16 protein-coding genes are annotated in these 18,149 nt (G+C 37.6%); 10 read left to right on the top strand and 6 right to left on the bottom strand.

Features of this window, described 5'->3' with window-relative positions; all coding sequences use genetic code 11:
* Complete coding sequence (locus NLF99_RS14635) at positions 1-1,332, top strand: efflux RND transporter periplasmic adaptor subunit (RefSeq protein ID WP_185211692.1); 1,332 nt, start codon at positions 1-3, stop codon at positions 1,330-1,332.
* 1,092 nt (positions 1,333-2,424) lie between these two features.
* A complete protein-coding gene (locus NLF99_RS14630) occupies positions 2,425-3,024 on the top strand; it encodes a hypothetical protein (RefSeq protein WP_254529155.1) in 600 nt (199 codons plus the stop codon).
* A 2-nt stretch (positions 3,025-3,026) separates the two neighbouring features.
* Here the strand turns inward: NLF99_RS14630 and NLF99_RS14625 are convergent, their stop codons facing one another.
* Entirely contained in the window at positions 3,027-4,502 is a 1,476-nt protein-coding gene (locus NLF99_RS14625) for a glycoside hydrolase family 130 protein (protein ID WP_254529154.1), read from the bottom strand.
* A 169-nt stretch (positions 4,503-4,671) separates the two neighbouring features.
* Between NLF99_RS14625 and NLF99_RS14620 the strand changes: the two genes are divergently transcribed.
* The 6 genes from NLF99_RS14620 to NLF99_RS14595 all read left to right on the top strand — a co-directional run bounded on the left by NLF99_RS14620 (position 4,672) and on the right by NLF99_RS14595 (position 10,545).
* Positions 4,672-5,874 (top strand): glycosyltransferase family 4 protein, encoded by a 1,203-nt coding sequence (locus tag NLF99_RS14620; protein WP_254529152.1) that lies wholly within the window; start codon positions 4,672-4,674, stop codon positions 5,872-5,874.
* Between the two features lie 9 nt (positions 5,875-5,883).
* The gene (locus NLF99_RS14615; RefSeq protein WP_254529150.1) at positions 5,884-6,981 is read left to right on the top strand and encodes a hypothetical protein; all 1,098 of its coding nucleotides are present in this window, start codon (positions 5,884-5,886) and stop codon (positions 6,979-6,981) included.
* 87 nt (positions 6,982-7,068) lie between these two features.
* The gene (locus NLF99_RS14610; RefSeq protein WP_185211687.1) at positions 7,069-7,248 is read left to right on the top strand and encodes a hypothetical protein; all 180 of its coding nucleotides are present in this window, start codon (positions 7,069-7,071) and stop codon (positions 7,246-7,248) included.
* Between the two features lie 30 nt (positions 7,249-7,278).
* Positions 7,279-8,319 (top strand): DNA topoisomerase IB, encoded by a 1,041-nt coding sequence (locus NLF99_RS14605; protein WP_254529148.1) that lies wholly within the window; start codon positions 7,279-7,281, stop codon positions 8,317-8,319.
* A gap of 97 nt (positions 8,320-8,416) precedes the next feature.
* Entirely contained in the window at positions 8,417-8,872 is a 456-nt protein-coding gene (locus NLF99_RS14600) for a PA2169 family four-helix-bundle protein (RefSeq protein ID WP_254529146.1), read from the top strand.
* A 581-nt stretch (positions 8,873-9,453) separates the two neighbouring features.
* On the top strand, positions 9,454-10,545 hold the full coding sequence (locus NLF99_RS14595) for a PAS domain-containing sensor histidine kinase (protein ID WP_185211684.1): 1,092 nt from the start codon (positions 9,454-9,456) through the stop codon (positions 10,543-10,545).
* Here NLF99_RS14595 and NLF99_RS14590 read toward each other — a convergent pair whose 3' ends face one another.
* Positions 10,546-11,235, bottom strand: coding sequence for a DUF421 domain-containing protein (locus tag NLF99_RS14590; protein ID WP_237235549.1), 690 nt, complete (start codon positions 11,233-11,235; stop codon positions 10,546-10,548).
* An 82-nt stretch (positions 11,236-11,317) separates the two neighbouring features.
* Between NLF99_RS14590 and NLF99_RS14585 the strand changes: the two genes are divergently transcribed.
* Complete coding sequence (locus tag NLF99_RS14585; RefSeq protein ID WP_254529144.1) at positions 11,318-12,214, top strand: SDR family oxidoreductase; 897 nt, start codon at positions 11,318-11,320, stop codon at positions 12,212-12,214.
* On the opposite strand, the gene NLF99_RS14580 is transcribed toward NLF99_RS14585, so the two are convergent.
* Complete coding sequence (locus tag NLF99_RS14580; RefSeq protein WP_254529142.1) at positions 12,207-12,710, bottom strand: CinA family protein; 504 nt, start codon at positions 12,708-12,710, stop codon at positions 12,207-12,209. The two genes, NLF99_RS14585 and NLF99_RS14580, sit on opposite strands and share 8 nt — an antisense overlap.
* 113 nt (positions 12,711-12,823) lie before the next feature.
* Between NLF99_RS14580 and NLF99_RS14575 the strand changes: the two genes are divergently transcribed.
* Entirely contained in the window at positions 12,824-13,576 is a 753-nt protein-coding gene (locus tag NLF99_RS14575; protein WP_254529140.1) for a Ku protein, read from the top strand.
* On the opposite strand, the gene ligD is transcribed toward NLF99_RS14575, so the two are convergent.
* The 3 genes from ligD to NLF99_RS14560 are packed head-to-tail and all read right to left on the bottom strand — an operon-like array spanning position 13,573 to position 17,840.
* Entirely contained in the window at positions 13,573-16,056 is a 2,484-nt protein-coding gene (ligD, locus tag NLF99_RS14570; RefSeq protein ID WP_254529138.1) for a DNA ligase D, read from the bottom strand. The genes NLF99_RS14575 and ligD overlap by 4 nt on opposite strands.
* A gap of 42 nt (positions 16,057-16,098) precedes the next feature.
* Complete coding sequence (locus NLF99_RS14565; protein ID WP_185211679.1) at positions 16,099-16,758, bottom strand: response regulator transcription factor; 660 nt, start codon at positions 16,756-16,758, stop codon at positions 16,099-16,101.
* 2 nt (positions 16,759-16,760) lie between these two features.
* Positions 16,761-17,840 carry an ATP-binding protein gene (locus NLF99_RS14560; protein ID WP_185211678.1) on the bottom strand — a complete coding sequence of 360 codons (1,080 nt, stop codon included), beginning with the start codon at positions 17,838-17,840 and terminating at the stop codon, positions 16,761-16,763.
* Between the last annotated feature and the right edge of the window lie 309 nt (positions 17,841-18,149).

Genomic DNA, 18,149 nt, shown 5'->3' with positions numbered 1-18,149 from the left:
ATGCAATCCATCAATAAAACAAAACAACTATTACTCTGCTTAGGCTTTGCATGCATATTATCTTCCTGTAATAGCAGTTCTACTAAATCAGAAAAAGCTGCGGAGACTGAAGAAGGCCATGAACATGAACATGGCGCTACGGAAAAAACAACCATCACTTCCCTAACAGAGGAACAGATCAAGGAGGTGGGCATTCAATTTGGACAGATCGAACAGAAAAATCTGACGGCCAGGATCACTGCCAACGGGGTATTAAATGTACCCAATAACAACCGTTCCAACGTCACCCCTTTATACGGAGGCGTAATTCAATCCCTGAATGTTCAATTAGGAGATCATGTCAGGAAGGGACAAACGATAGCGACCATTATCAATCCGCAGTTCATCCAACTTCAAGAAGACTATCTCAATGCCAACAATGAAATCCAAGCTGCTGAACAGGAGCTTCAACGTCAGCAAGAACTAAATGCCGGCAATGCAGGGGTAAAAAGAAACCTTCAAAACGCAGTGAGCAACTTGAATATATTAAGGACTAAAAAAGCCTCTTCCGCCAAACAACTCCAACTCTTGGGGATAAACCCCAATGCCATCTCAACTTCTAATCTGAGGTCTGCATTAACTATCACGAGCCCAATCAATGGAGTGGTATCCAATATTTTTGCTAAATTGGGCAGCTATGTAGATGTCTCCTCTCCTATAGTAGAAGTAGTTGACAATAGCATGATCCACCTAGACCTGCAGGTCTTTGAAAGGGATTTGCCTAAATTAAAGGTAGGACAGGAAATCAGTTTTACCACGACCAACAATCCGAGTAAGAACTATACCGCAAGGATATCGCAAATTGGGGCTTCATTTGAAAATGAAAGCAAGACCATCGCCATCCATAGTATGGTCATTGGAGACAAATCTGGTCTGATTGACGGCATGAATACCTCGGGTTCCATAAGTGTGGAAGATGTCACAACAGCGGCAGTGCCTGACGAGGCTATAGTAGAATCAGAGGGAAAAACCTTCATTTTTATCGAAACCGATAAAAAACCGGAAGCAGAACATGAAGACCATGAACATGCTGCTGGCGAGGAACATGATCACGCAGGCGAACATGAACACCCCGAAGAGCCACATGTTCATAAGGAAGGTGAAGAACATAATCATACTGAAACCTCCAAGCCTATTAATTTTGAAAAAATAGAAGTTGTTAGAGGCGTTTCCAGTATGGGCTATACCGGTATTACCCCAATTATTGAAATACCAGCTAACAGCAGGATCGTAATAAAGAATGCTTTCTTTATCAATGCCAAAATGGTAGGTACAGTTGGGCATAGCCATTAAGGCACTCTCATATTACCCCAATAAGAAAAGGGTTTTGGAAGTAATTTTCAAAACCTTTTTCTTTATTTTATAACCTAATTAATTGCCTGATTAAATAGGGTAAAATCTTTATTAAAATTTTAAAATAAGCAATCTGCTCCATAGCAGTTGGAATTGGACCTCACTTTGGTTTCATTCTAGACATATTTCGAATTTTCCGAATATGCCTCGAATAAGAGCAAAAGTATACCCGAAGCTCGTTCTCGATTTCGAGAATTTTCAGTTTTCACAAAATTTAAAAGAAGTTGATGAGAAGGGCCGTTAATCGCAAAAAAGTTTTCCTTTTTGTGTGCCAACCTGAGGCACAAAGGTTCTTGTAACCAGACTAAGGATGGGGTATTGGCTTACAGTTCCTTAACCTACGGTTTCCCCTTCCTGTTATCCTGACAAAGGAAGGATCTCGAAACTATACAAACCTTAATTACAATGGCGTACAGTTCCTGCACCTTCGGTGCAGCATGACAGGGTTGCAGAGAGGAAAACCGTACAGATTCTTCACTGATCGTTCAGAATCAAAATGCACATTAGAGGGATTCAGAGTGAAGCGAAGAATCTATTTTTTGGTGTTTTTTAGGATCGTTGTCAACCCGAAATCGTAAGATGAGGGAACTATTTTTCTTGATCTGATTGATACGGGGATTTTCAGAAAAACATTCCACCCACGCTGCGGGTTGGCTGTTATTAGCCATCATTAATCTACAAAGATTCCACCGCCGCTGGGGTTCAGTAATTGATATAATTTATTTTGAATGCTTGTATTTTTACGAGATGTTTCGTTCCTCAACATGACAAAAAAAAACATAATTACATGCCCCAACGGAGCCATTAATCGCAAAAATTCTTTTCTTTTCCGGTGTCATCCTGACGCAGGAAGGATCTCGGAACCAGACAAACCTTAATTGCACTGATCCAAAACCCCTTAACCATCGGTAAAGCATGACAATGCCTTTTGTAGGTGAACTGTACCGATTCTTCACTGATCACCCAAAATTAAGGTAGCTTAAAGAGCCAACTATTATTCATGTAACTTGTTAATAAAGAAAGATCAATGCGATGAAACATTTTATTCCGGCCCAGCATAAAGGCAAAGACATGGATATCTCCGATTCCATAGAATTTGAGAATGAAATCCAGGCAAAGAATTTTTACTTAGAAGCGAAGAACAGGCTATTGGAGATCAACAATTGGGATCAAGTGGCGAAGGTTCCAGTTTCGACCTTTGAGCATTTGGATGCCTTTGGAAAGCATTCGGAGGAAAAGCCACAAGAAGGGGATTTTGTGAAAATTGACATCCCAGGACCTGGATTATGGACTGCCTCTGGGTATGATTACGTACAGATAGAACAGATCAATGAATCATCAGACAGCTCCCATGATCTCATTACACTAACCTTAAGGCCGAGTGATATGCCACATCAGGAACATGACCACGAAACCAAGCATTTCTTCAAAAACATGGCAACTTCTAGTTTTCAGGTCAAAAGGGATGGAAAGACCGTGGAAGCATCCTATTTTGGTCGAAATGAAATGATGAACTTGGATCTTGACTCGCTATTGGACCGATTAAGGAATTTATTCGTTGCCCTAGGAGCCAAGTTAGGTGCCTCCTATCCGCAATGGAAATCCCTGATCGAAGGTATCCTACAAAAGTAAACCTAGGGATTTCCTTCCTCCAACAAGGTGTTGAGCAATTCATCTAAGCATATCGTTGCATAAGTAGACTCATGGTCAGAATATGCATATGGCAAAATCAATTGATTGTTATGGATGATCTGTCCGCAGGAATAGAGCACATTCGGCACATACCCATTTCTTTCTTCTTCATTGGCAAACAACAGTGGTTCTGTTAATTTTCCCAGGACTTTGCTAGGATCATGTAGGTCGAGAAGCATGGCGCCGATCACATATTCTCGCATGGGACCTACAGAGTGGGTAATCACCAGCCAACCTTTCTCCGTTTCGAGAGGGGATCCACAATTCCCGACTTGGATAAACTCCCAAGGAAACTCAGGTTCAGCGACCAAATGGATTTCACCATGCCAATTGGTAATGGAATCGGAGAAGGACACATAACTGTTTTCTCCATCTATCCGGCAGAGCATGACATATTTCCCATTGATCTTTCGAGGAAAAAGTGCAGCCCCTTTATTAGCAATTTTCCCGTTGATAGGTTGAACCTTGAAGTTGATGAAATCTTTGGTCGAAAGCAGTTTGGGGAGGATGGTATGGCCATCATATGCGGTATAAGTTGCATAATAGGTTGTATTGCCTTTTTCGCTTTTGAAAGCTACAAATCTCGCGTCCTCAATCCCATTTTTTTCGGTATCACTTATCGGAAAAATCACTCGTTCAGAGATCGATGTATCCAAGGAATACGAAATCTCATAATGTGATGAGGCCAACCACATGATCTGATGCATCAGAATCTGATTGTCATGGGTCATCTCATTATCTTCTTCGATTTCCTTGACAAATCGCATCAATTCATCATAGGTAAAAGTCTCCGTCAATTTCTTTTCAATGATTTCTTTAATATCATCCTGAACGGTATGCATTTGCATCAGTTTTTCTATAAAATCATCTTTCTTATATCGGTAATTCTTGACATGTTTAGGTTTATCCAATAAAATACCTACTTCATCAAGTTCGATGTTTAGATTTTTGTCTATGATTCCCGAACGGAAAACGATGGAAGATAAATGCCCTTCTCCGACTGCCCTAAAGCTCAATATCACCCTTTTCTCTCCTTCATGCGTTTGGGATTGGTCCGGTGATATCACGATGGACGGATTGAAGTAGGCAGCAGCTTCAATAGAATATTCCATGGTAAAATACGATCCGATCAGTAATTTTTCAACTTCCGTTAATTTCTTGGCATCAATCTGGAGGTCTTTGATTTCCTGGGCTTTGAGTTTATAGTTTCGCTCCAATACATTCAAAACACTGCGATGTCTACGTGCATAATTTCTTAAAATCTGGGTGATCAATGCATTCTTCTTTTCATCGCTTAATTTCATTACCCTTTCAATAATCCTTTTTGACCTTTCGGGTGAAAGGTTGAATCGGCGAGCCAATACCCTATCCAACTTTGGTTTAAAAAGTATATTCTTTCGGTTTATTGTTATTCCCATTATAGTTTTGATTAAAAGTCAACAACTTATTTATAACGATTAAAAACTGGTCTTGTTTATTCTTTGTCATATTTAATTTTTCTGAAGAATGGACCTGAACAATTTCCTGTTATGGAATGTTCAACACATAGTAAAGAATTAATTATAAACAATTTGCAAAAGGATATCTATGAAAATTTTGATTATTGGCACTTACCCGCCTAGGAAATGTGGAATAGCAACTTTTACGCATGATTTATTTAACTCCATCATGGATAATTCCAATGAAGTTGATGTCATCGCTATCACCGACGGTTCTGAACATTCATTTCCTCCTGAGGTTAAAAGGACCATTAAAAGAAATGAAAAAATAGATTATTTAGAATCAGCAGATTGGGCAAACAATCAACGCTACCATTGTTGCATAATACAGCATGAATTCGGAATTTTCGGAGGTGAGGCGGGAGAATTCATTTTGGATTTCATGCTACGGGTCAACTTTCAAATAATCAGCAATCTGCATACTATCCTTCAAAATCCCAATCCTCAAGAGTTCAGGGTCATCCAAAAATTAAGCATCCTTAGTGATAAGATTACGGTCATGACACAGCGGGGAATTGAAATGATGGAAACAGTTTACCATGTCAACCCCAATCGACTTACATTGATTCCACATGGTGTCCCGAACTTTAAGTTAAGCAAGGAAGAAGCAAAATCAATTTTAGGTCTGGAAGATAAAAAGGTCATGCTATCATTCGGACTACTTGGAAGAAGCAAGGGGTATGAAATTGCCATTGAAGCTACCTCAAAAATCCGTTCGGACAATTTTGTTTATATCATCCTCGGTGCTACCCACCCAAATGTATTAAAAGAGGAAGGAGATACTTATAAGAATAGTTTGATGCAACAGGCAGGCAATCTTAATCTTTCAGGCAAGGTATTTTTTGTGAATCACTTTGTAAATGATGAGACATTACAACAATATCTTAAAGCCTGTGATATCTATGTAACGCCATATCCAAATGAAAGCCAAATGAGCAGTGGGACCCTATCCTTTGCACTTGGTGCTGGAGCGGCCGTAATTTCAACGCCATATTGGTATGCCAAGGATCTTTTGGCTGAAGGTAGAGGGGTGCTATTTGATTTCAATGATGCTTCAGGATTGGCAAATTGCATCAATGAATTGATTGAAAAGCCATGGTTGATGGAGAGTTATCAAAAGCGAGCTGAAAGTTTTGGTAAATCCATGTCTTGGATAAATGTGGGGAAACTACATTTGAGCTTAATATCCTCCATTCTTAATCCGAAAGCAAAAATTCAGAGCATAATATACCAAGATAAAACAATGAAGTTCCTAGATCCTGGAAAATCTAAGAACTTAATTTCTTCATAACGCTACTTCATGATGGAGAAAAATCATGTGGAAAGAACAAGTATGACGAAAACTTTGAAGGGTTTCTTCGAGAGGGTACCAAGGGTGGATTTTTCCTACATTGAAATTTTGACAAAACCTACTGGAATCATTCAGCATGCAAAATTCAATATCCCAGATTATCATCACGGCTATTGTTTGGATGATAATTGCAGGGCCCTGTTATTATTTTGTAAAGCATTTAATCATTTAGAACCCAAGTACAGAAATAAGTATATCAGTATTTATTTATCATTTATCCATTATGCCCAAAAATCCGATGGTACCTTTAGGAACTTTATGTCCTTTGACCATGCTTTTTTGGAGCGGATAGGTTCTGAGGACAGTTTTGGGAGAACCATATGGGCCTTAGGCTATCTACTTTCTAGAGAGGAAATAGCCAACTTCCATGCTATTGCCAAGGAAATATTTGATCGTGCCTATCCGCATATGGAAAACTGCGAATCAGTCAGGGCCGTTGCATACCAGATCTTAGGTCTTATACATTACCTTGAAAAATTTCCTGAAGATGTGAAAATCCAAAAACAGCTCCAAAGTTCATGTCAATTTTTAATGAATGAGTATCATGCTGCTCAGGATGAGAATTGGAATTGGTTTGAGGAAGTGATTTCCTACGACAATGCCATTCTTCCGTTGAGTTTATTAAGGGCATCGCGCTTTTTCAGGAACAAGGAGCTTGAGAAAGTTGCCTTGCACAGCAGCTGCTACTTGGACCAAGCCGTCTTTCAAAAAGGATATTTTGCAAGTATCGGCAACACGGACTGGCTGAAAAAGGATGGTTCTCTTAGCGATTATGGTCAACAGCCTATAGAAGTCTCCAGTACGATCATGCTTTATGATGAACTGATCCATCATGAGACAGGCATTAATTGTCCAGAAAGGGTCCTTCAGGCATTTTCATGGTTTTTAGGTATCAATATGACTGGAGAAGTATTATTTGATTATCAAAACATGGCATGTTTCGATGGATTGGAAGAATATGGGGTCAATAAAAATCAAGGAGCAGAAAGCAATCTATCTTTTTGGCTATCTTATTTAGACACAATAAATTACATTCATTTTCAGTAGGTATTTTCCTCGGAAAACAAGTATTTAAAACATAAACATATTGTATTTTCAGGTGTTATTTAATTAACATCGAACATGGAGGAAAACATGAAAAAACAAGGAAATACAGCAGTAGATAAACATCCCCATAACAAAAACTCATTGGATTCCAGAAGTACTAACATTAAAGCCGATCCGTCAAAAGAAAGTACTAAGTCAAATGGTAATTCACAAGCAGAAACAACAGATAATTCTGGAAAACAATCTAATGAAAAAAGGGAGAAATGATTAATGTCCTCCGGAATCATTAATTAAAAAATGGAAAAATCCTTTACCCATAGTTCAATCGATAAGATTAAAGGTCTTAAGTATGTTGACAGTAATATTACCGGCTTTTCAAGAATTAAAAAGGGTAAAGGGTTTTCCTTTGTTGACCAAAATAAAAAACCTATTTCCGACGATAAAACCCTTACTAGGATCAAATCCTTGGTCATACCTCCGAATTGGAAGAAAGTTTGGATCTGTCCCTCTAAAACTGGTCATTTACAGGCCACAGGCTACGATATAAAAGGCAGAAAACAATATATCTATCATCCCAAATGGAAAGCTCTGCGAAAGGAAGATAAATTTGCCATGCTCCTACCCTTCGCTCGAGGTCTCGGTAAATTAAAAAAACAGATCAGGAAAGATTTAAAGCGCAAAGAAATTGACCTTCAAAAAGTAACAGCTTTGGCTCTACAGATCATGGATCTAACCTCCATGCGAGCTGGCAATCAATTTTATGAGAAAGAGAACGGATCCTTTGGATTGACTACATTGAAAAATCGACATCTATCCATCGATAAAAATAAGATCTGTTTTAAATATATAGGTAAGAAGGGTGTTGCTCAAGAAAAAAAAATAACTGCAAAAAACTTAGCCAGTTTATTGAAAAAGGTAAAAGCAATACCTGGACAGCAATTATTTCAATTTGAAGACAGTAACCATAAAATCCAGCAATTGGATTCTGGACATTTAAATGCATATCTATATCATGTTTATCAACAGCACATTACCTGCAAAACATTTAGGACTTGGAATGCCTGTTATCTATGCCTAGAAATATTTTTAAACAGCGAATATTCCGAAGACCCAAAACAGCGCCATAATCAGGTTCAAGAAACTGTCAAAGTGGTAGCCAAAGAATTGGGGAACAGTAAAGGCATAGCGTTAAAGCATTACATCCTGCCAGAAATAATCTGTCTGTATGAAGATGGAAGTTTAAGTAACTGGATAAGAAAAAATAAAAGCATGCCCACAGGGTCAAGGGCTAAAAGAATCCAAGATAGATTATTAAAAATTATTACATCAAAAACATAGGCAGTATTTACACATCAATTCAGGGACAAATACCTGAATATGAAAAAGTTAAAACTATGAAATACGTTAAATGGTTCAATATTTAAAATATATAGCCATGGAAAATAACGAAAAGAAAATAGACTTAGTGAATCGAGCAGTTGAAATAAACAATGACCGTATTAAAGGGTACAAGAAAGCAATAGAAATTGCAGGCGATGCGAATCTACGGGAGTTACAGGTTTTGTTTCAGCAATACATTGAGCAATCACGTCAATTTATCATTGAGTTAAGCCCTTGCTTAGAGCAGTTTGGGCAAGAGCCGACAGAGGACAGTAATTTTACCGGTAAAATTTTCAGGATTTGGATGGATATCAAATCTGCCATTTCACCTTCCATATCTCAGGCTATCTTGGAGAGTTGCGAGAAAGGTGAGGATGAATTCAAAGAAACCTATAAGGAAATTTTAAGCGATAGTTTAGATGACTATCAAGACTTGACAGGGATTCTGCAGCAACAACTTGCTACTCAATTGGAAGCTCATCAACACATCAAAGAGTTAAGAGATTTTTAATAAGTACTCAAACACCCATTTCCATATTGACAGGCAGAAGAAACCTCAATTCTTTTGCCTGTATTTATTTTCTACGAATAAATAGAAAATTAATACGGTTTTTACAGAGTAAAATACGGTTTTTTAGGGCTTTTGACGTTCAGAAATAATTTAAGTTGTATTTTAATTGAAAGGAAAAAACAATGGATTCGAGTTTACTAACTATTTTTTTGATCCTTATCTGTGTTTTAGTATTGGGATATGCCGTATATGGCATCCGTTCAAAACGGCGAAACAAAAATTAATTTCAGAAATTTCATCCGTTTATAAAACACTGATTTTTAACAGATTTCATAATCTACAGTTTGATTTGATATTATTACAGTAATCGTTTATTTATAAAACCTTCATTTTCCTAAAACCCTCCTGCTCTCCGCTTGAGGGTTTTTCCTTGAGGAAATATTTTAAAAATAGGTTTAAAATCTATCCAGCATTTTACGGTTAACCGGAATTTGAGATAGAATCCCTTCTTCCTTGTTGCCTTGTGAGTAACCTAAAATTCAATAAATTTATTGTTTTGCAATCGTATACGTAATAATTCTATGCTACCTGAAGATTACAAATTTTTAAACGAAATCCTTAATTATTCTCCGTTAGCGACTGCTATATACGATAGTCCTGATTTACGTATTGCTTTTGTCAATGAGGCTATGTTAGAAATGTGGTGCGCCAAGCGGGATATTAGCGGTAAACTATTCAGTGAAGTTTTTCCTTCCTTCAAAGAAAGTGGATTTTCAGCAATATTGGAAAATGTATGGCATAGCGGAAAGAGTTATACCGCAACAGATAAAGAGGCTGAAATCCTGAAGGACGGAATTCCAATCAAACGTTTTTTTGATTTTGAATATAAGGCCTTAACGGATGAGAACAATAAGACCTATGCTATATTACATACTTCTATCGATGTAACAGAGAAAAATGTTGCACTCAAAACCATTGAATCCCATGTTCAGCATTTAAATTATAATAATGAATTGGAATTGATTACCAATACCTTAGTGCATGATGCCAAAAACCCAATTTCCATTGCAAGGATTGCTATAGAAAATATCCGTAAAAAGCATTTGGATCAAAACAATGATTTCAAGGACTGGTTATATGTGATTGAAGATGCCCTTTGCAGCTTGACACAGATCATCGACAAAACCTCTCTTTTGAGCGAGGCAAGAACATATAAAATTGGCAAAAAGGTAGTTCATATTTCGGAGAAGGTTAACCATTGGATCAATGAGGCCAAATTTATTCACCAGGTAACAGAACTGAAAATAGATTTGGGAGAATTACATCCCATTAATGCTGAGCCAAACTCCTTAAATCAGGTTTTTTCTAACCTTATTAATAATGCCATCAAATATTCCTCTCAAAAAGATCAACCTATGTTGAGTATTGATAGCGAAAGGGATGAAAATGGGATTTATTATTATATCAGGGATAATGGGATTGGAATACCAACAGCTGAAATGGGCGAAATATTTTCCAATATGCATAGAGCTTCGAATGCAGGTAATTTCCACGGTAACGGAATAGGTTTGTTCATCGTAAAGCGGATGATGGAAAAGCTTCAGGGAAAAATAGAAGTAAGCAGTGAAATCAATCAAGGAACAGCGGTCAAACTCTATTTTCCCGATAATTGATTAAGGGGTCAAAGTATTGATAGCTTTTGTCCAGCGTTTTTTTTGGCATACCGGGCAAGTTAAATTTTGACCTACTACTGCCATCACCTTGCCACAGTACATACAGGCAAATGGACCTTCTTCGGGCTGGAGCGGTTCAATCTCAATATAATCGTCTGGAAAAAGTGGAAGACCAAACTTAATATTTTCATTACTGAAGCGGATAATACTCATGCTGCCATCTGTTTCTAAAACTGCTGTTCGGACTTGACCTAGATGTTCGATGGATTCATTCCTCAGCTCTGCGAAGAATTCCATTTTTGAGAAGCTGCTTATATTTTCTTCATTGACGGCAAATTCGCCATCCCTTACCACGACAAAGGGATCACCTTCCATGATTTTGTTCACAAAACTGAACTTTGCTGTCAACCAGGTAATCCCTTTGTAAAGCAAAATAACGGTTAGAAAAACCAGGATAGCGTGTAATATCGGGAGGTCATCCTGAAACATAGGGTCACCTGCTGCAGAACCTAAGCCTAAGATAATAGCCACTTCAAATAATGTCAATTGCCTCACCCCTCTTCTTCCAGAAATACGAAGGATAATCAAAATCAGCAGGAACATGATCAAAGTCCTCAAAACAATCTCGACCAACAATTCGGAACTTGCTCCATCAAATAAAATCTTGTATAAGCTGTTTTCTTGCATCATGATGAATTGTTTTTTAGCAGAACGAATATCGGGTAGAATTGTTCTATTCACGGAACATAACAACAAAAAATCAGAAGAAGCTATGAAGAAGAAAGTACAAGAAACGAATAATCCAGAGACAAAATATCCAGCACCTCCATTTAAGAAACAGCCACAATCCCCTCCTGGGGAAACGAAATTAATGGATCCTTTACCCGATCATGGCGAGAACAGCTATGTTGGGCATGGATTAATGGAAGGGAAAGTTGTGATCATTACTGGCGGTGATTCGGGTATTGGCAAGGCAATCGCCATCGCCATGGCCAGGGAAGGCGCTGATATAGTCATTGCCTATAAGGATGAAATAGAGAACGAAGATGCCTATGATACTGCCGAATGGGTTAAACAAGCTGGTTCGAAGGTCATTCTATTTAAGGCTGATCTAAGTGAAGAACTCAATTGTAAAAAACTCATTGAGCAATGTATCACGGAATTTAAAAAAATAGATGTCCTTATAAACAATGCGGCCTATCAGATGACCTATAAGGATATTGAAGATATCACTGCGGAAGAATGGAACAAAACATTTGAAGTAAATTTAAGTGCGATGTTTTATTTGGTAAAATATGCAAAAAAGTATATCCCTGCTGGCGGAAGTATTATCAATACGACCTCGGTGAATGCCTATGATCCTAACCCAACCTTGTTGCCTTATGCAGCCAGTAAGGCCGCCATACAAAACTTCACCTCTAGCTTGGCGCAGAAATTCCTTGAGGAAAACACAGGCATTCGGGTAAATGCCGTTGCTCCAGGTCCTATTTGGACACCATTGATTCCCAGTACGATTCCCGACCATGAAAAATTTGGAAGCAATACGCCTATGGGCAGACCTGGACAACCCGAAGAGATTGCTCCCATATATGTTTTCCTTGCTTCAGATGCGGCATCCTATATTTCAGGAGCTACAATCCCAGCAACCGGTGGAAGGGTTACTATTTAGCTGTTAGTTCAAACTCTAATTCCAATAAATCTAAACAGGCATTGAATGCACAAATAAATACATCGGCTGCATTGCTTTCTGAAAAATGATATTTTTTAGAAATTATTTTACCCTTATTGGAAATAGAAAGAAAGACGTCACCAGTCTCACACTGATTTTTTTGGGTCTGCTTGACATCATAGGCTTTGCCCGTAATGGCTATGTGTATATCGGCAGGTATGGTAGCCATTATGCTCTTTAGCATGGCTTCAGTTACTTCCATGGATTCTGCCGAATAAGTTTCAAGAAGATTTTTAGGGACTTTTAAAACATGGGTTTTTACTTTTTCACTGAAACAGACAACTGAACCCTCAAGATATTCCCCAGCTTCGGTCTGCAAACTCCATATACTAGTAAAAAAGCCAGCAGGCATACTTTCTGCCAAGGATAGTTTTAATTTTTTTGATTGGAGGTATTCTCCAATCCTGTTTAATTTTTCTTCATTTATCTTCATCATAAAACAATAAATAATCCTTTTTATTCATCGAGAACAATCGAAGCTTAAAATCGTTCAGTGAGAAGCACTGAACTATATTTCCTAAAGATTGTTTATTAAAATAAAAACATCGTATGAAAGCTATTTGGACAGGAGCCATTGGGTTTGGATTAGTAAATATCCCTATCAAGATTTTTTCAGCCACGCAAAGCAGCAGTCTTGATTTAGATATGTTAGACCGCAAAGATCACGCAAATATCAAATACAAGAGGGTGAATGAAGATACGGGTAAGGAAGTAAGTTGGGACAATATCGTAAAGGGGTATTTATTGAAGGATAAATATGTGGTTTTGGAAGATGCCGACTTTGAGGAAGCTATGCCCGAAAAGAACAAAATGATCAATTTGCAAACCTTCGTCAAACTGCAAGAAATCGACAGTATATATTTTGACACTCCATACTATTTGGAGCCTCAAAAATCAGGGGAAAAAGCTTATCAATTATTATTACAGGCTTTGGAAAAAAGTAAAATGGCAGGTTTAGGGACCTTTGTTATGCGAAGTGTAGAAAACCTAGCGATCATTAAACCATACAAGAACATTCTCTTACTCAACAAACTCCGGTTTGAGGAAGAAATTAGGGATACGGAAGAGTTAAAAACAACTTCCAGTAAAATCTCTAAACAGGAGATGGATATGGCTCTTCAGCTCATCAAAATGAATAGTAAGGAATTTGATATCTCCGCTTTCAAAAATGAATATTCCAAAGAATTAATGAAAATCATCAATCAGAAGAGCAAAGGCAAACGCGCTACCATCCGAAAGATCAATGTGGAAAATACCAAAGCTACCGACCTATTGGAAAAATTAAAGGCCAGTTTGGCTTAAAATTTAGACAGGGCCTTTTTTATATCGACTTTACTGCCATTGAGGTCTTTCCAGGGATCCTCAATGCTGCTGGCTCGACCATAGACATTAAAAATATGGAAGTCTTGAATAGAAAGGTCATAATTCACTTCTTCCCAAAGAACGGGTGTACTGACTGTAGCATTAGGCTTGGGACGAACGGAATAAGGTGCTACTATAGTCTGTCCTTCTTTATTTTGGAGATAATCCAGATAGATTAAGCCTTTTCTTTTTTTAGGATCCCGAACCAAGCTGGTCGTTTCAGGATGCATTTGATGGACCAATTCAGCAATAAATTGGACAAAATCCCTGACGACTTGGTAGTCATACTTACCTGCAACATTCATAAAGATATGTAATCCACTGGAGCCAGAAGTCTTTATAAAACCAGGAATATTTCCTCTGTCCAAAATTTCCTTGCAGCTTAGGGCTACATCGATGGTATCTGCCCAATCTGCGCCATTTGGATCTAAATCCAAAACAGCATATTGCGGTTTTTCAGGCTTTTTGTAGGTAGAAAGCCATGGATTTATTTCGATAGATCCGAGGTTCACGATATAGAGTAAGCTTGGCAGATCATTGCATAAAAGATAGTCAATGGTTTTGGATGTACTTTCAGAAAATACTTCGGTCGTCTTGAGCCAAGCAGGGATTTTATCAGGATCAACGTCTTTTTGGAAGAAGCTCTGTTTATCGATTCCATTGGGGAACCTATTCATGGAAATAGGTTTATCCTTCAGATATGGTAATATATAATCACCCATCTTTTCATAATAATCTAAAAGATCTCCTTTGCTGATTTTTTCTGTCGGCCAATAGAGTTTATCTAGATTGGTCAATTTGATCGTTTTTTTTCCAAATTTAAGTTCTTTATCCATGATCCTAGTTTCCTTTCCTGACACTTCGTTTGCATGTTCTTCCTTGGTAGTTTCTTCGGCGGACTTATCATCTCGGATACCTTTGAAAACCGGATGACGCAGATGTTCGTCCAAGGTCCATTCCGAAAAATAAACATCGCAAACCAATTGAGGCCTTAACCAAGTGACATCTTTCTCTTTGGCTATTTTTTCAGCCTCTGAAAAGGGTTTGGTCTGGGTCTGTAAGGGCTTAAATAAAGTAGAAAGCGATTTTAACAGTTCCTCATTAAACCCAGTACCACAATTGCCGATATATTTGAATTGACCTCCAGACTTGATCCCTAAAACTAATGCACCAAAATAAGACCGAGAACCTTCAGGTTTAGTGAATCCGCAGATAATGGCTTCCTGGGAATTTCGTATTTTTATCTTAAGCCATTTCCCACTCCTCTGGCCCATATCATAGGTGCTATCCTTAAGCTTAGCAATAATCCCTTCCCATTTTTGCTCCCTAACATAGGCTAAGAGGTCTTGATGTTCGGGGATTATTTCCTCAACCAATTTAATATGTTGGAATTTATATTTGGAAATCAGAAGCCTTAGTATTTCTTTCCTTTCTGTTAAAGCATAAGATTTCAGGTCTACATCATCCAGATACAGGATATCAAAGACATAAAAATAGAGTTGAAGGTTATTTTGTATAGGTTCTCCAGACTGAAGGTATTGAAATTGGGATATTCCCTGTTTATTTTCAATCACGATCTCACCATCAAGGACGCAAGGTCTGCTTAGGTTTTCGAGATCGTTGAGAATACTGGGGAATTTCTTGTTCAGGAGATTTCCATTTCTTGAGATTAATTTCTTTATGCTGTCCAAAGCATAATAAAGCGAGCGAAAACCGTCAAATTTCTTCTCAAATAGCCAGTCGTGGGAATCAGGAATGGATTGGCTTAATTTTGCGAGCATGGGTTTCAGCTGTTTATCCTCGATACTTTGGGACTTTTTTTTTACAGTTCCAGAATTAGCTTTGGTTGATTTTTTCTTAAAGTCTTTCCCTTCAGCCTTAACGGAATCACTGACCAACTTTTCCGCGTCAAAGGGTTTATCCGAAGAGAATTCATCTTTATGTTTGATCAAAAGCCAATTGTCGGAATCTGCTCCATTCATTCTGACGAGAGCAAAATCACCTTTCAGGATTTTCCCTTTCAAGGTAAACTTGATGTTTCCATTTTTCCATTGCTTTAGGAAATCCTTATCCGACGCTGCTTCCAAGGGGACATAAGTTCCTTCATCAAAGATACTAACTGTACCGGCGCCATAATTTCCCTTGGGAATATGGCCTTCAAAAGAGCCATAGCTTAATGGATGATCTTCGACCTGAACAGCCAATCGTTTGTCCTTAGGATTTAGGGAAGGTCCTTTTGGCACGGCCCAACTCTTCAGTGCGCCATCGATTTCTAGTCTGAAGTCATAATGTAGCCTACTGGCATGGTGCCTCTGAACGACAAAATGCTGGCCTGCAGATTTGATTTTTTCCTTTTTTGCCTGGGGTTCGGCTGTCTTGGTGAAATCACGTTTTTTATTATATTGATCAAGGTTCGACATATTCAATGGAAGAACAAATCGAACCTTGATAAAGTTTAGAAATTATTGAATCAAGCCGTTAAGAACGGCATATTTAATCAGTGCGGGTGTATTCTTAGATTTTGTTTTATCAATTAGGTTTTGCCTATGTCCTTCAACGGTACGTTTAGATAAGAACAATTTTTTAGAGATTTCTAGGTTTGTGAGGCCTTCACCTAAGAGTTCCAACACTTCCAATTCCCTGGATGTCAGATCAAGTGCTACCGGATCAAACTCGAGGTCTTTGTTCCTGTTTTTTTCAATACCTGAATTGATAAATCCAATAGCTAGCTCTTCACATAGGTACTTCCCGCCCTGAGCCACGTGATTGATACAGAAAATAAGTTCGTCCGAACCCACATTTTTAACCAAATAGCCCTTTGCACCATATTCAAAAGCCTTGAACATATGCTGTTCACAGTCCAGCATAGTCAGTACTATGACCTTAATATGTGGGTATTTTGCGGTAACTTCTTGGATAAGCTGTAAACCGTCAAGATTGTTCATGCCGAGATCCGTAATGACAACATCGACCTCCACATCTGAACTTAATGTTTGCAGGGCGTCCATGCCGTTACTGACATCGGCCACTACATTAAAATTTGTCTGGGAATTCAAAAGCAGCTTAATACCATTTCTAACCACTAAATGATCTTCAGCTAAAAGTATCTTAATATCGCCCATTTTTAAAATACGTTTAAAGTTATGTCCACTGCGGTTCCTTTTTTTAATTCCAAAATTTCTATTTCACCTTGATATAAATCAATTCTATTTTTAATACTTCTCAAACCAATTCCTTTTTTCATGTTATTTGCTAATTCCTCAGAAAAGCCCACACCATTGTCCTTTACCATAATTTGAATTTTGTTTTCATTCATTCCTACTTTTACTGCGACTTTATTTGCATTGGAATGTTTCAGGCAATTATTCAATAGTTCTTGGACGATTCTGTAGATTACTAACTTAACTTCTTGTTCTAACTCTTCAACTTTCTTGGTAATGACAGTGGTAATTTTGAAATCCGACATATCAATTCGGTTAACCATAAACTGGATTGCGGCCTTGAGTCCAAAATCATGGAGAACAGCAGGAACCAAGTCGATTGAGATATTCCGTATTTGCGCAATAGCATCGTTCAACATCAGTTTAATGTTCTGCATTTCATTTTTACTACCGACATTATCCTTTTCAAGGTGCTGAAGGTTTAATTTTATGGCATATAGGGTTTGGGCGACACTATCATGTAATTGGGTTCCTATCCTATATCTTTCTTGTTCTTGGGTATCAACAATGGCCTGAAACACTTCTTTTTTCAGTTCCACCCAATGATGGTGGGGATAAAATTTCTTATCAAAAAGGAGCATGCAATAATGCGGATCCTGAAATTGATTGATATATTTTTTAATAAAGGTTTCAATATTTAGGAAGGAACTTTTGTTTTTCTTAAATCGCAAATTGACCAACAATGGTTTTCTGGACTCGTCTCTATTTTCAAAAATCCCCTTTAATCTATATGCATCTTCTGAGTTCAAAAACTCAAAAATATCTCTAGATATTAACTCCTTTCCTTTTAACCCAAATATGTAATCAAATCGCCCATTAACACGTATAACATGAAAGTTCTTGTCTAAAACAAGAATTGCAAAGGGCCCTTCCTTAAAGAAGACATCAAAGCATAAAAAATCACTTTTACAATCTTCTTGCAGGAGTGTATATCTTTTTTTGTTAACAGAATTGTGAAATGAATCTTTTCTTGTAGTTAGCATGACTAATTAACCTTTTCTTTTTTTACTTTAATTAGTTTACTTATTTACATTAATTTATTAAGAACTCTATCTTTCTAAATCAACTTTATATTTCATCGGCAATACTTAGTTAACTTTCTAATTAAGCTATTAAAATTAACTAAAATTAATCGCTATCAGCTTGGGGCATGCTTGAATTAAAGACAATTCAGTACTTTTTAACTGATTTCAGGTATTTGTCGCAATTTCGCTACAAATTTAAGTGTAACAAAAGAATCCAAATCCATTCAACTTTCGTGTTGAGTGGAAATTAACAGTTCGAAACCGTAC

The organism is Sphingobacterium sp. LZ11T8 (assembly GCF_024261425.1).
Lineage (GTDB): Bacteria > Bacteroidota > Bacteroidia > Sphingobacteriales > Sphingobacteriaceae > Sphingobacterium.
The sequence above is the reverse complement of the archived record's forward strand: the minus strand, read 5'-3'. Positions and strand labels throughout refer to the sequence as shown.